15 protein-coding genes are annotated in these 14,351 nt (G+C 67.9%); 10 read left to right on the plus strand and 5 right to left on the minus strand.

Translation table 11 applies throughout. The annotated features are described in order from the left end of the window. The first annotated feature begins 1 nt into the window (after position 1). The 3 genes from JVH1_RS29770 to JVH1_RS29780 all read left to right on the plus strand — a co-directional run bounded on the left by JVH1_RS29770 (position 2) and on the right by JVH1_RS29780 (position 2,365). On the plus strand, positions 2-652 hold the full coding sequence (locus tag JVH1_RS29770) for an SUMF1/EgtB/PvdO family nonheme iron enzyme (protein ID WP_009474205.1): 651 nt from the start codon (positions 2-4) through the stop codon (positions 650-652). A gap of 80 nt (positions 653-732) precedes the next feature. Then, positions 733-1,725 (plus strand): phosphotriesterase, encoded by a 993-nt coding sequence (locus JVH1_RS29775; protein ID WP_009474204.1) that lies wholly within the window; start codon positions 733-735, stop codon positions 1,723-1,725. A 1-nt stretch (position 1,726) separates the two neighbouring features. Continuing rightward, complete coding sequence (locus JVH1_RS29780; protein ID WP_009474203.1) at positions 1,727-2,365, plus strand: TetR/AcrR family transcriptional regulator; 639 nt, start codon at positions 1,727-1,729, stop codon at positions 2,363-2,365. A gap of 7 nt (positions 2,366-2,372) precedes the next feature. Here JVH1_RS29780 and JVH1_RS29785 read toward each other — a convergent pair whose 3' ends face one another. Further along, positions 2,373-2,999, minus strand: a complete 627-nt coding sequence (locus JVH1_RS29785; protein ID WP_009474202.1) for a TetR/AcrR family transcriptional regulator — start codon at positions 2,997-2,999, stop codon at positions 2,373-2,375. Positions 3,000-3,191: 192 nt separating this feature from the next. Here JVH1_RS29785 and JVH1_RS29790 point away from each other — a divergent pair, with 192 nt between their 5' ends. Beyond that, entirely contained in the window at positions 3,192-4,568 is a 1,377-nt protein-coding gene (locus JVH1_RS29790; RefSeq protein ID WP_009474201.1) for an MFS transporter, read from the plus strand. 50 nt (positions 4,569-4,618) lie between these two features. Here the strand turns inward: JVH1_RS29790 and JVH1_RS29795 are convergent, their stop codons facing one another. The 4 genes from JVH1_RS29795 to JVH1_RS29810 all read right to left on the minus strand — a co-directional run bounded on the left by JVH1_RS29795 (position 4,619) and on the right by JVH1_RS29810 (position 8,738). Next, entirely contained in the window at positions 4,619-5,602 is a 984-nt protein-coding gene (locus JVH1_RS29795) for a zinc-binding dehydrogenase (RefSeq protein WP_043778515.1), read from the minus strand. Positions 5,603-5,690: 88 nt separating this feature from the next. Further along, positions 5,691-6,704, minus strand: a complete 1,014-nt coding sequence (locus JVH1_RS29800; RefSeq protein WP_009474199.1) for an NADP-dependent oxidoreductase — start codon at positions 6,702-6,704, stop codon at positions 5,691-5,693. A 5-nt stretch (positions 6,705-6,709) separates the two neighbouring features. Next, positions 6,710-8,230, minus strand: a complete 1,521-nt coding sequence (locus JVH1_RS29805; protein WP_009474198.1) for an AMP-binding protein — start codon at positions 8,228-8,230, stop codon at positions 6,710-6,712. Positions 8,231-8,258: 28 nt separating this feature from the next. Beyond that, the gene (locus JVH1_RS29810) at positions 8,259-8,738 is read right to left on the minus strand and encodes a MaoC family dehydratase (protein ID WP_009474197.1); all 480 of its coding nucleotides are present in this window, start codon (positions 8,736-8,738) and stop codon (positions 8,259-8,261) included. Between the two features lie 162 nt (positions 8,739-8,900). Here JVH1_RS29810 and JVH1_RS29815 point away from each other — a divergent pair, with 162 nt between their 5' ends. From JVH1_RS29815 to fabG, 6 genes are read left to right on the plus strand one after another with little or no spacing between them, the layout of a single operon-like run. After that, entirely contained in the window at positions 8,901-9,719 is an 819-nt protein-coding gene (locus JVH1_RS29815; protein WP_009474196.1) for an SDR family oxidoreductase, read from the plus strand. After that, a complete protein-coding gene (locus JVH1_RS29820) occupies positions 9,716-10,528 on the plus strand; it encodes an enoyl-CoA hydratase-related protein (protein ID WP_009474195.1) in 813 nt (270 codons plus the stop codon). The genes JVH1_RS29815 and JVH1_RS29820 overlap by 4 nt, the downstream gene beginning before the upstream one ends. After that, the gene (locus tag JVH1_RS29825) at positions 10,515-11,768 is read left to right on the plus strand and encodes an acyl-CoA dehydrogenase family protein (RefSeq protein ID WP_011594487.1); all 1,254 of its coding nucleotides are present in this window, start codon (positions 10,515-10,517) and stop codon (positions 11,766-11,768) included. The genes JVH1_RS29820 and JVH1_RS29825 overlap by 14 nt, the downstream gene beginning before the upstream one ends. A 1-nt stretch (position 11,769) precedes the next feature. Further along, positions 11,770-12,552, plus strand: coding sequence for an SDR family oxidoreductase (locus tag JVH1_RS29830; RefSeq protein WP_009474193.1), 783 nt, complete (start codon positions 11,770-11,772; stop codon positions 12,550-12,552). After that, positions 12,545-13,579 (plus strand): phosphotransferase family protein, encoded by a 1,035-nt coding sequence (locus JVH1_RS29835; protein ID WP_043778488.1) that lies wholly within the window; start codon positions 12,545-12,547, stop codon positions 13,577-13,579. The genes JVH1_RS29830 and JVH1_RS29835 overlap by 8 nt, the downstream gene beginning before the upstream one ends. Before the next feature lie 10 nt (positions 13,580-13,589). Beyond that, positions 13,590-14,351, plus strand: a complete 762-nt coding sequence (gene fabG, locus JVH1_RS29840) for a 3-oxoacyl-ACP reductase FabG (RefSeq protein ID WP_009474191.1) — start codon at positions 13,590-13,592, stop codon at positions 14,349-14,351.

Consider the following 14,351-nt stretch of genomic DNA (forward strand, 5'->3'; position numbering starts at 1 on the left):
GATGATCGCCGTCGCGGCCGGGGAGATCACGCTGTCGGATCGGCGGACCACCCGCAGCTGGAGCGTTGAGCTGAATGCCTTCGAGATCGCCGTCCACCCTGTGACGCAGGGAGAGTACGCCGAGATCACCGGCGAGTGGCCGGGCACGACGCGGGGAACGCGGCTGCCGGTCGACGGAGTGTCGTGGCGGGACGCGATCCTGTTCTGCAACACCCTGTCCGAGCGCGCCGGGCTCGGCGCTGCCTATCGCGTGACCGGCAACGACGTCGTGTGGGACACCACGGCCGACGGGTACCGGCTTCCGGCCGAGGCGGAATGGGAACGCGCCTGCCGGGCGGGCACCACGGGTCCGCGGTACGGTCCGCTCGACGCGATTGCGTGGTACCGCGGCAACTCCGACGGCGGGTCGCGGGATGTGGGCGGGAAGCAGCCGAACGCCTGGGGCCTGCACGACACCCTGGGCAATGTGTGGGAGTGGTGCTGGGATCTGTACGACCCCGAGGTGTACGGCACGTACCGGGTACTGCGCGGCGGTGGGTGGTTCGACGAGCACTGGAGTTGCCGTGCCTCCGTGCGTCGGCGCAGTCACCCGACCTATCGCATCGACGACGTCGGATTCCGTCTGGCCCGGGGTGCATTCACTCCGGAATAAATGTTGACGTCAGGTTCAAGTTAGCTCTACGCTGAGCTCGGGAGTATGACGACGGTCACACCCGGAGAGGGCGAGTCTGTATGAGCCAGGTCAACACGGTCCGCGGACCGATCGACAGCGCCGAACTCGGACGCACCTACATGCACGAACACGTGTTCGTGCTGACGCCCGACGTGCAGCAGAACTACCCGGACGAGTGGGGGAGCGAGGACGAGCGGGTCGCCGACGCCGTCACCAAGCTGCGCGCGCTGGCGGCGCAGAGTGTCCGGACCATCGTCGACCCCACCGTCGTCGGCCTCGGCCGGTACATCCCGCGCATCCAGCGGGTCGCGGAACAGCTTCCCGAGCTGAACATCGTTGCGGCAACAGGGCTGTACACCTACGACGACGTGCCGTTCTTCTTCCACTACCGCGGTCCGGCGCTGGATGCGATCGTGGGGGCCGAGGTCCCCGACCCGATGGTGGACATGTTCGTGAAGGACATCGAAGAGGGGATCGCCGGCACCGGGGTTCGCGCGGGGCTGCTCAAGTGCGCGATCGACCACCAGGGGCCCACGCCCGGTGTCGAGCGGGTGATGCGGGCCGTCGCGAAGGCGCATCGGCGCACGGGCGTTCCCATCACGGTGCACACCCACCCCGGCAGTGAGGCCGGAGTGCACGTCAAACGTGTGATGTGCGACGAGGAGGGGGTGCGGCCGGACCGGATCGTGCTCGGGCACAGCGGAGACAGCACCGACATCGAGCATCTGACGAGCCTCGCCGAGGCCGGCTTCGTCCTCGGGATGGACCGGTTCGGGATCAACCTCGAGACGACGTTCGAGGCCCGCGCCGACACGCTCGTCGAGATGTGCCGCCGGGGGTTCGCGGGGCAGATGGTCCTGTCGCAGGACGCCTCCTGCTACATCGACTGGATCGACCCCGCCCTGATGGCCGCGCTCCCGCAGTGGCACTACCTGCACATCGAGAACGACGTGCTGCCGTACGTCCGCGAGCGGGGTGTGACCGAGAAGATGATCACCGAGATGCTGGTCGAGGTGCCTCGGCGATACTTCGAGAACGTCGACCCCTACTGACATGTCGCGCCCGCGAATCGCACCCACGCCACCGGTCACGGCCAGGGGCGTCCGCACCCGCGATCGTCTCGTCGCCGCCGCCCGGGTGGTGTTCGAGCGGGAGGGGTACCTCGACGCCCGTCTCGTCGACATCAGCAAGGAGGCCGGACTCTCGACCGGATCGTTCTACACCTACTTCACCAACAAGGAGGAGGTGTTCGCGGCGGTCGTCGAGGTCACGCAGAACGACCTGCTGCATCCCGGCATGGGACGGGTCGCGGACGAAGGCGACGTGCACGCGGTGGTGGAGGCGAGCATCCGCGCCTACCTGCACGCGTGCCGCCGGAATGCGCGACTGCTGGCCCTGCTCGAGCAGGTCGCGCACGTCGACCCCGCATTCCGTGAACTGGAACGCTCGCGGGACGAGACGTTCTACCGCCGGAACGCGCGGGCGATCGCCGATCTGCAGGACCGCGGTCTCGCCGACGCGTCGCTCGATCCGATGCTGACGTCGAAGGCTTTGTCCGCCATGGTCGGAAGGATGGCCTACAGCTATTTCGTCGGACCGCCGAGCGAGCGGAGATCGCTCACGTTCGAGCAGTTGACCGCCGGACTCGCGCGGATGTGGACGAACGCGCTACGCGTCCCCGACCGCGTGTGAGGGGCTGTCAGTAGCCGGGTGCGTGGAGGATGCGCAGAACGAGGTCGGCGTTGATGTCGCCCAGCTCCTCCGGTGTGAATTCACCGTCGGGGCTGTACCACCGGCAGATGTCCACCGCGAGCGACATGATCGCCAGGACCGCGACGCGGGGGTCGGGGATCAGGAACACCCCCTGATCGATCCCGTTCTGCACCTCCCGGATTGCCGCGACCCGGATCTGGAGCCGGGTCTCGGCGACCACCTCGCGGTGTTCGGGGGAGAGATGCCTGCTCTCGTACTGGGCGATGCGCGCTCGCCGGAAGTTCCGGGCGTGCATGATGCTGAATTCGCGAACCAAGGCCCGGACGCGGTCGATGGGGTCGGTGAACGGCGCCACGGCCTCCAGCACCAGCGCGAGCGCGCGTTCGTTCGACCGGCGGACGAGCTGGAACAGCAGATCCTCCTTGGAGGGGAAGTGCACGTACATCGCGGAGGGGCTCATCCCGGCCATTGTGGAGATGTCCCTCGTGCGGGTGGCTTCGAAACCCTTGTCGGAGAACAGCGTCGTCGCCGCCCGGAGCAGGCGTTCCTCGGATGTCGGCGGACCCGGGCTCGGCTCCTCGGTCGCGGACACGTCGTCTCGCAATTCGGTCATCGGTAGTCCTCTCCGCCGTTTCGAGCTTCGTCCGCACCGGCGGGATCCGGCAAGATCAATCCCCTCGAGTGATTGACATCACACAGCTATTCAAACACACTAAGCAAGCGCTCACTGACTTGAAGTTGGCGTCATGTTCTGAAAAGTCTCATTCCCACATCCATACGAAGACCTATCTCGAGGAGTGATCGGATGACTACATCCGCGGTGCAGCCGAGTAAGGACGCAGCCGGCGACACAGCCGTCTCGCGCAAGCGTGCACATCGGAAGCTGCTTGCGGCGGGGCTCGTCGGCAGCTCGATCGAGTGGTACGACTTCTTCCTGTACGGAACCGCTGCGGCACTGGTCTTTCCCCACGTCTTCTTCCCCGACTCGTCGGCGTTGATGGGCACCCTGCTCTCGTTCAGCACATTCTGGGCGGGCTTCGTCGCACGCCCACTCGGCGGCCTCGTGGCCGGGCACTTCGGCGACAAGTACGGCCGCAAGCCGGCCGTCGTCACCTGCCTGCTGTTCATGGGACTGGCGACGTTCCTCATCGGCTGCCTTCCGGGTGCCGCGACCATCGGCGTCGCGGCCCCGATCCTGCTGGTGGCCCTGCGGTTCGTCCAGGGCCTCGCCTGCGGTGGTCAATGGGGTGGGATCGTCCTGCTGCTGACCGAATCGGCGAGCCCGAAGCGCCGGGGATTCTCCGGGACCTTCGGCCAGATGGGCGTCTCCTTCGGCGTCCTGCTCGGCAACCTCGTGTTCCTCGGCGCCACCGCGGCGATCTCGAACGAGGCGTTCCTCAGCTGGGGCTGGCGGATCCCGTTCTTCGCGAGCGCACTGCTGTTCCCGGTGGTGCTCTACATCCAGACCAAGGTCGAGGACACCCCCGAATTCCGGGACCTGCAGGAGGAGGCGCAGAAGAAGAACAAGACCGTCGTCCGCGCACCGCTGACGGAGGCGATCAAGGAACACTGGCGCAAGATCCTGCTCGGCTGCGGCCTGCTCGCGGCCACCAACTCCCTGTTCTACATCTCCATTGCCGGCGTGCTCAGCTACGGCACCGCGGAACTGGGAATGAAGCGCAACGACCTGCTCGCGATCTCGCTGCTCAGCGCCGGACTCACGGTGGGTGTCGTGCTGTGGTCCGGGCACATGTCGGACAAGATCGGGCGCAGGCCGATGATCCTGATCGGCGCGGCGATGATCATCGTGTGGGCGTTCCCGTACTTCTGGCTGATCAACACCCGGAACCTGCTGCTGTTCTTCATCGCCGTCACGGTCGGCAGCGTCTTCCAGTCCATGACCTACGGCCCGATCGCCGCATACATGGGTGAACTGTTCGCTCCCAACGTCCGATACTCGGCGGCGTCGCTCGCGTACCAGCTGGCGGCGATCACGGTGAGCGGCGGCACTCCGTTCATCATGACCGCGCTGATCGCCAAGACCGGAACCACCACGTTCGTCGCCGTCTTCGTCGCACTGATGGGGCTGGTCACGTTCCTCTGCGCGTGGAAGCTCCGCGAGACCAACACCGCCGAGGTCCGGAACGATCCCACCGCCGTACCCGGCGCCCAGTTCTACTAGCCGGCACTGCCGGCGGCGTGGGGTGGCTGGGATCCAGCCACCCCACGCCGTCAGTCCGGCACCGTCAGCACGATCCGGCCCTCGCAGTCCCCGGATTCGAGCAGGCGGTGCGCCTCGGCGGCCTGCGCCAGCGGCAGCGTGGTGTGCGGCATGCTCACCGTGCCCGCGGCCACCCACGCGATCGCGCGGCGCGCGGCGGCCTCCGCGGCAGTCGGATCCTGCATCAGCAGTCCACCGACGTTGAAACCCAGGACGGCGCGGTTGGCGAGCCACAACTCGTTGGCCCCGACCCGCACGTCGTCCTCTCCGCTCGCATTGCCCACGGCGAGAAGCCGGCCCAGCGGCGCGAGCACCTCGAGGCTCTCGGCGCGCAACCGGCCGCCGACCGGGTCCACGACGATGTCCACCGAATCGATGCCCGCGTCCGACAGAGCGATGCGGAATCCGTTGCTCGACACCACCAGGTCGTATCCGTACCGCTCGGCCTCCGCCGCACGCCGGGAGGACCGGACCGTGCCCAGCACCTGCGCGGCGCCGAGCCGACGGGCCACCTGTGCGGTGATTCCCGAGAGGGCACCTGCGGCGCCGTGGATCAGCACCTGACTTCCCGGACCGACATTGCCCACGAGTTCCAGTGCCAGCAGCGCCGTGGTCGTGTTCGGGACCACCGCCACCGCCTCGGCGGCATCGAGGCGAGGGTCGACGGAATCCAGCGGGATCGTGATGGCCGCATCGGCCACCGACACCTCGGCATAGCCGCCCGCGGTGGGGCGAGAAAGCGTCACGACGGGCTGGCCGCCCCGCAGATGATGCACGCCGGCACCGACTTTCCGCACCGTTCCCGCCACCTCGAGGCAGGGCACGATCGGTGGTGTCCCACCGAATTCGCCACACCGCATGAGGACGTCCGCCAACCCGACCGCGGCGTGCGACACATCGATACTCACCTGGCCGGGCCCCGGCTCCGGAACGGCGAGGTCGGCCGCCTCGAGGACGTCTACCTCGCCGAAGCGTGAAATGGTGATCGCGCGCATGCCTACCTCGTCATCTCGTCGTCGCACGGGTACGGCCGCCACCGTAGTACGGTGACGGCCGCGACGAGCCCTCCGAGCGGGTGTGCTGTCAGTGGTCGCCGATCTCCAGCACGAGCTTGCCGGTGTTGGCGCCGTCGAACAGCAGATTGAGTGTGCGGCCGAAGGCCTCGACGCCCCCGGTCTCCACCTGCTCGCGGGTCACGATCTCCCCGGCGCGGATCCACTCCGACATCGCCTCCATGCCCTCGGGGAACCGGTCGAGGTAGTCGAACACGATGAACCCGGTCATCGACGCCCGGTTGACCAGCAGCGACAGATACCGGGACGGGCCGGGCTGCGGGTCGGTGGCGTTGTATCCGGAGATCGCACCGCACAGCGCGACCCGGGCGTTCTTGCGGAGCCGGGCCAGTGCGGCGTCGAGGATCTCGCCGCCGACGTTGTCGAAGTAGATGTCGATTCCGTCCGGTGCGGCGGCGCGCAGCGCCTTCCCGACCGATTCGGATTTGTAGTCGATCGCCGCGTCGAAACCCAGATCCTCGGTCAGCCACGCGCACTTCTCCGGGCCGCCGGCGATGCCGATCACGGTGGCGCCCTTCAGCTTGGCGATCTGCCCGGCGATACTCCCGACCGCTCCCGCCGCACCCGAGATGAGCACGGTGTCGCCCTTTTCCAGCTTGCCGACGTCGGTGAGGCCGAAATAGGCGGTCATGCCGGGAAACCCGAGCGCGCCCAGCCATGTCGGTGCCGGGGCGAGCGACTCGTCGACGGCGAGAGCGCCGCGGCCGTCGGAGAGCGCGAACTCCTGGACGCCGAACTGCCCGGAGACCAGTTGCCCCTCCGGGAACTTCGCGTTCTTCGACGCCACCACCCGGCCGACGGCATGGGTGCGCATCACCTCACCGATCGCCACCGGCGGCACGTACGACTTCACGTCGTCGAGCCACCCGCGCATCGCGGGGTCGAGGGACACGTAGTCCACCTTCACGGTGAATTCGCCGTCCGCGGGTTCGGGGATCGGTTCCGACGTGATCTCCCAGGTGGAGTCGTCGGGACGGCCGACCGGGCGCTTCGCCAGTCGGACCTGCCTGTTCACGGATGTCACGGTGTTCACCTTTCGGGTACTTCTGCGGTCAATGCGTCGTTCTTCAGTGCGGTCCGGTCGATCGACCGCTTGAGGATCTTTCCGGTCGACCCCTTGGGGAGGGAATCGACGATCGCGACGATCCGGGGAATCTTGTATGCGGACAGTCGTTCCCGCGCCCAGCTGGTCAGTTCGCCGCCGTCCAGTCCGGAACCGGGGACGGTGGCCACGACCGCGGCCACCTCCTCGCCGTAGTGATCGTCGGGAACACCCACGACGGCGGCCTCGAGGATGTCGGGGTGTGTGTACAGCACCTCCTCGACTTCGCTCGGGTACACGTTGTAGCCGCCGCGGATGATGAGGTCCTTCACCCGGTCGACGATGCGCAGATCCCCGTCCGCATCGATCTCACCCAGATCGCCCGTGCGCAGCCAGCCGTCCGCGTCCAGGACGGCCGCCGTGTCGGACGGCCGGTTCCAGTAGCCCTTCATCACGGTCGCCCCCTTCACGAACACCTCGCCGACGGTGCCGGGAGGGCAGGCGGTGTCGTCGTGGTCCCGCACCTCGACCTCCAGCCGGGGCACCGCGCGTCCGGTGTAGCCGATCTTTCCGCCGCGGTCGATGTCGTTGAACGTGCCGAACGCGGTGGTCTCGGTGAGCCCGTATCCCTCCAGGATGGTGCACCCGAAGCGGGACTCGAATTCGCGGGCCACTTCGCCCGGCAGCGACGCGCCCCCGGAGATGGCGATGCGCAGTTGGGTGAAGTCCTGCGAGTCGGCGCCGTCCGCGGCGTGGAGCATCGCGTTCCACATCGTCGGCACCCCGGCCATGATCGTGAGCCGGTCGCGTCGCAGGAGGGCGAGCATCGCGGCCGGGTCGAACCGCGCCAGCAGCGACAGCGACCCGCCGCCCGTGAACGTCGCCATCATGACCGAGGCCTGGCCGAAGACGTGTAACAGGGGAAGCCCGGTGCCCGTCCGGTCGTCGCTGGAACCGCGACTGCATTCGGCGCCGATCTCACCGCCGGACAACAGGTTCCCGACCGTCAGCTCCGCGCCCTTCGGCCGCCCGGTGGTGCCGGACGTGTAGAGGATGGCGGCGGTGTCGTCGCGGTCCCGCTCGACGACGGGAACCGGCTCGGCGTCCGGTGCGGCGGCACCGGGTGCGAGCGTCCAGACGGGGATGTCCAACGCGGACGCGGCGTCGCCGATCGCGGGCCCGAGTTCGTGCCACACGATGGCGAGCGCGGCGCCGGCGTCGGCGAGGACGTACTCGGTCTCGGGCCGGGTGGACATCGTGTTCACCGGGACCACGACGCACCCCGCCGCCTGAATTCCCAGATACGCCACCACGAACTCGGGCACGGAGGGTGCGGCCAGGAGGACTCTGCTGCCGGGGGACAGGCCCGCTCGGGTGAGTGCTCCCGCATACCGGGTGCTCGCGTCGCGCAACTGTCCGTAGGTCAGGGTGCTGTCCGCGCCCCGTAGCGCGATGTTGCCGGGAGTGGCGTCCGCGTGGCGGGACACCGGATCGATCACGTTTGCCATGTCGTCAACCTCCGACGCGGTAGCAGGATTATCCGGCCTCGACGACGCGGGCGACGGACTCGGACACGACCACCGGCTTGTCGGAGCCCTCGCGCTCGACGACCTGGCTCATCGTCACCTGGATGCCGCCCCCGACCTGTTCCGCGGACTGCACGGTGGCGCGCATCCGGATGCGTGAACCCACCGGCACCGGCGCGGGGAAACGCACCTTGTTGTAGCCGTAGTTCAGGCTGTGGGCGAAACCGTCGAACCGCAGCAGGGTCGCCGACAGTGCCGGTCCGAGGGACAGGCTGTACAACCCGTGCGCGATGGTGCTGCCGAGCGGGCTGGCGGCGGCGCGCTCGGGATCGATGTGAATCCACTGGTGGTCGCCGGTCGCGTCGGCGAAGGCGTTGACGCGTTCCTGGGTGACGTCGTGCCAGTCGGTGGGGCCCAGCTCCTTGCCGATCAGCGCCGTGAGCTCGTCGAAGCTCGCGGGGCGAACGGGCAGTGCGGTGGTGTCGGTCATCTGTCTCCCTCAATTCCGGGTGGTGCAGGGCCTGGATGTGTCACGTTGGCTGCATCGAACTTCGAGGTGTTCGTCGAACTCCGACACTTGAACTTGACGACGGATTCAACTATACAAAAGAGAGACGCGAGTCACAACGCACGGCGAAGGAGAGGACACCTCGTGAAGGTTGCACAGAAGGTCGCCATCGTGACCGGCGGTGGAGGCGGTATCGGCGGAGCGATCGCAGACCGTCTCGCCGACCAGGGTGCCAAGGTGCTGGTCGCCGATCTCGATCCGAACGCAGCCGCCGCGGTTGCGGACCGAATCAACGCACGCCACCCCGGAACGGCCGTCGCCGAGGGCGCCGACGTCGCGGACGCCGATCAGATCCGGCGCATCATCGAGCGCGCCGAGACCGAGTTCGGCCCGGTCGATCTCTACTTCGCCAACGCCGGTATCGCGGGAGCACCCGGCCTCGACGCCGACGACGCCGGCTGGGATCTCGCGATCGACGTCAACGTCCGCGCCCACATCCGCGCCGCCCGGCAACTCGTGCCGAGGTGGATCGAGCGGGGGGAGGGGTACTTCGTGTCGACCGCGTCCGCGGCCGGGCTCCTCACTCAGATCGGCTCGGCCACCTACGCCGTCACCAAGCATGCGGCTGTCGCGTTCTCCGAATGGCTGTCGGTCACCTACGGGGACAACGGAGTCCGGGTCAGCTGCCTCTGTCCGATGGGAGTCGAGACGAAGTTGATGCGCTCCGGCGAGAACTCGGGTGATCCACTCGGCGTCGCGGCCACCCGGGCCGTCGTCTCGGCAGGCGACGTGCTGCAGCCGGAGCAGGTCGCCGACATCGTGCTCGACGCCGTGGACCGGGAGACGTTCCTGATCCTGCCCCACGAGAGCGTCCTCACCATGTACCGGCAGAAGGGGTCCGACTACGACCGCTGGCTCCGCGGGATGCGCCGCTACCAGAGTTCGCTGATGGAGCACGCGTGACACCCGAGCACGCAGACCTGGTCCTCGCCGAGCGGCGCGGACCGGTCCTGGTGCTGACGTTCAACCGGCCGGACAAGCTGAACGCCTGGACCGACGACCTCGAGGACCGCTACTTCACGCTGCTGAGCGACGCCGAGGACGACCCCGGCGTACGCGCGATCGTCGTGACCGGAGCCGGGCGCGGGTTCTGCGCAGGCGCCGACCTCGGACGCCTGCAGGCCATCGGTGACGTCTCCGAAGAAAACCTCCTCCGACCGCGTCCCCGCGACCTTCCCGCGACACTGCGCAAGCCGCTGATCGGGGCGATCAACGGGGTCGCCGCCGGGCTCGGAATGGTGGAAGCCCTCTACTGCGACGTCCGGTTCGCCTCGGCGTCCGCCCGGTTCACGACCGCCTTCGCCAAGCGGGGACTGATCGCCGAATACGGCATCTCCTGGCTGCTGCCCCGGCTCGTGGGACGCAGCCGCGCCGCCGACCTGCTGCTGTCGAGCCGCATGGTGGACGCCGAGGAGGCACTGCGCATCGGACTCGTCGACCACCTCGTGCCGGACGGTTCGGTCGTCGACGCCGCGGTCGCGTATGCCGAACAGCTGTCGGCGCACTGCTCCCCGACGTCGATGGCCGTCATCAAGAACCAATTACAGAACGATGCGGACGGCACCTACGCCGAGTCCGTGGCCCGTGCGGAAGGCCTGATGTTGCAGGCGTTCCGCGGGGCCGATCTCGTCGAGGGCGTACAGAGTCACCTCGACAAGCGCACACCCATGTTTCCCTCACTACCCGTCAGGAGTTCCCATGTCCCTGTTTGACATCTCGGATCGCGCCCAGCAGTTGCAGACCGATCTGCTGGAGTTCATGGATTCGCATGTGTATCCGGCGGAGGCGGTGTACGAGGAGCAGATGCGGGAGTCGGGGGATCCGCATTTCCAGCCGCCGGTGTTGGAGGAGTTGAAGGCGGAGGCGCGGCGGCGGGGGTTGTGGAATCTGTTTCATCCGCATCCGGGGACGGGTGCGGGGTTGACGAATCTCGAGTATGCGCCGTTGGCGGAGATCATGGGGCGCAGTCATATTGCGTCGGAGGCGTGCAATTGTAATGCGCCGGATACGGGCAATATGGAGGTGCTGGAGTTGTTCGGTACGGCCGAGCACAAGGAGAAGTATCTGACGCCGTTGCTGGAGGGGACGATGGCGTCGGCGTTCGCGATGACGGAGCCGGCGGTGGCGAGTTCGGATGCGACGAATGTGGAGTTGTCGATGGTCCGGGACGGTGACGAGTATGTGCTGAACGGGCGGAAGTGGTTTGCGTCGAATGCGTTGCATCGTAATTGTCGGGTGTTGATCGTGATGGGGAAGACGGATCCGTCGGCGGCGCCGCATCGGCAGCAGTCGATGATGGTGGTGCCGATCGATGCGCCGGGGGTGACGGTGATGCGGGGGTTGCCGGTGTTCGGGTATCAGGATCGTGAGGGGCATGCGGAGATCGATTTCGCGGATGTGCGGGTTCCGGTCGAGGATGTGTTGAAGGGGGAGGGGGAGGGTTTCGCGATTTCGCAGGCGCGCCTGGGTCCGGGTCGGATTCACCATTGCATGCGGGCGATCGGGATGGCGGAGCGGGCGTTGGAGTTGATGTGTCGTCGGGCGTCGTCGCGGGTGACGTTCGGTAAGCCGGTCAGTGAGAATGCGAATGTTCAGGATTGGATTGCGGAGGCGCGGATCGAGATCGAGATGATTCGGTTGTTGACGCTGAAGGCGGCGTATCTGATGGATACGGTGGGGAACAAGGAGGCGCGGACGGAGATCGCGGCGATCAAGGTGGCGGCTCCGAATATTGCGCTCAAGATTGTGGATCGGGCGATTCAGGTGCACGGTGGGGCCGGCGTGACCGACGACTTCCCCCTCGCCATGGCCTGGGCGCACCTGCGCACGCTGCGCCTGGCGGACGGTCCCGACGAGGTCCACAAGCGCGCCATCGCACGGCAGGAACTTCGGCAGTACCGCGACGCCGCCGTCAGCGCCTCCACCAACGGACACAAGGTTGCGGTGAGCTGACATGGCCGGACTCGACCTCACCGGACGCACCGCGATCGTCACCGGCGCCTCGCGGGGCATCGGCCTGGCCGTCGCCAAGGCCATCGCGGCCGCGGGCGGCAACGTGGTGCTCACCTCACGGTCCCAGGAATCGGCCGACGCCGCCGCGGCCCAGGTCGGGGGCAGCGCGATCGGAATTGCCGCCCACGCCGTCGACGAAGAGGCCGCCCGGCGCTGCGTCGACGTCACCCTCGAACGCTTCGGCAGCCTGGACATCCTGGTCAACAATGCGGGAACGAACCCTTCGTTCGGGCCGATCATCGACCAGGACCACGCGCGATTCGCCAAGACCTTCGACGTGAACCTGTGGGCGCCGGTGCTGTGGACCGGGCTCGTCACGAGGGCGTGGATGGGCGAGCACGGCGGCGCCGTGGTCAACACCGCCTCCATCGGCGGCATGGCCTTCGAGGCGAACATCGGCCTGTACAACGCGTCCAAGGCCGCGCTGATTCACGTCACCAAGCAACTGGCACTGGAACTCTCACCGAAGGTGCGGGTCAACGCCGTCGCCCCGGGTGTGGTGCGGACCAAGCTGGCCGAGGCACTGTGGAAGGAACACGAGCAGGCCGTGTCGGCGTCCACGGCCCTGGGACGGATCGGTGAACCCGAGGACATCGCGTCCGCGGTCGCGTTCCTCGTCTCCGATGCCGCGAGCTGGATCACCGGCGAAACCATGGTGATCGACGGCGGTCAACTGCTCGGCGACGCCCTCCCGTTCCGGCAGGGGGCCCAACTCGGTGTCTAGCGTGGACGTCGTCGGCATCGACATCGAGGCCGTGAGCCGCTGGTTCGGCACGCTCGGCATCGACAGTGCCGGACCGCTGACCTTCGACCGGATCGGACTCGGACAGTCCAACCTCACCTACCTCGTCCGGGACGAGGCGGGTGGCAGATGGGTGCTCCGGCGCCCGCCCCTCGGACACCTGCTGGCGTCGGCCCACGACGTCGCCCGGGAGGCGCGGATCCTCTCCGCTCTCGAGGACAGCGCGGTGCCCACCCCGCGGGTGTTCGGGCTCACCGACGACCCGGAGGTGACCGAGGTACCGCTGCTGCTGATGGAGTTCGTCGACGGACAGGTAGTCGATCGCATGTCGATCGCGGAGTCCCTGACGCCGGAACGTCGCCGGGCGATCGGTCTGTCGCTGCCGCGGACGCTGGCGAAGATCCACGCGGTGGACCTCGACGGGACCGGGTTGACCGACCTGGCCAGCCACAAGCCGTATGCGCAGCGTCAGCTCAAGCGGTGGTCGGGTCAGTGGGAGAAGTCGAAGACCCGCGAGCTGCCCGCCCTCGACGACCTGACACGGCGGCTCGCCGCCTCGGTACCGGAGCAGCGGGAACTGACACTGGTGCACGGCGACTTCCACCTGCGCAACGTCATCACCTCCCACCAGACCGGGGAGGTGACCGCGGCCCTGGACTGGGAGTTGTGCACCCTCGGCGACCCGCTCGCCGACGTCGGCAGCCTGCTCGCGTACTGGCCGGAGCCGGGCGAGACCACCGGCGGCGACTTCCCCGCGTCCACCCTCGACGGTTTCCCGGACCGGGTGGAGATCGCCGGGGTGTACCTCGACGAGACCGGCCGCGACCCGGAGGCCCTGGCGTTCTGGCACGTCCTCGGCCTCTGGAAGGTCGCGGTCATCGCCGAGGGCGTCATGCGCCGCGCGCGGGACGAACCGCAGAACAAGGCGGCCGCGGGCACCCCGACCGTCGATCGTATCGACGACCTCGTGGCCAAGGCGTGCGACATCGCCGCCCGGGCCGGAATCTGATCACACGACGATGGAGAACTTCATGAAGCGAACGGCAATCGTCACCGGCGCAGCACGGGGCATCGGTGCCGCGGTGGCGAAGAAACTGGCGAGCGACGGGTACGCGGTGGCCGTGCTCGACCTCGACGAGTCCGCCTGCGCGGCAACCGTCGACGCCATCGAGTCCACCGGAGGCCGGGCACTCGCCGTGGGCGCGAACGTCGCCGACGAGGCGTCGGTCGCCGCGGCAGTCGAGCGGGTGGCGACCGAACTCGGTGCCCCGACGATCCTGATCAACAACGCCGGGATCACCCGCGACAACCTGCTGTTCAAGATGACCGTCGACGACTGGGACGCCGTGATGAACGTGCACCTGCGCGGTGCGTTCCTGATGTCGCGGGCCGTGCAGCAGCACATGGTCGACGCCGGGTTCGGCCGCATCGTCAACCTCTCGAGCACGTCCGCACTCGGTAACCGCGGGCAGGTCAACTACTCCGCCGCCAAGGCGGGCATGCAGGGCTTCACCAAGACCCTCGCCATCGAACTGGGCAAGTTCGGGGTCACCGCCAACGCGATCGCGCCCGGCTTCATCGAGACCGAGATGACCGCCGCCACCGCCGAACGGGTGGGTGTCGGATTCGAGGACTTCAAGAAGGCGGCGGCGTCGCAGATCCCCGTCAACCGCGTCGGACAGCCCGAGGACATCGCCAACACCGCGTCGTTCCTGGCGAGTGAGGGTGCCGGATTCGTGTCCGGACAAGTGATCTACGTGGCCGGCGGACCGAAGGACTGA

The sequence above is a fragment of the Rhodococcus sp. JVH1 genome (assembly GCF_000280725.2).
Classification (GTDB): domain Bacteria; phylum Actinomycetota; class Actinomycetes; order Mycobacteriales; family Mycobacteriaceae; genus Rhodococcus_F; species Rhodococcus_F jostii_A.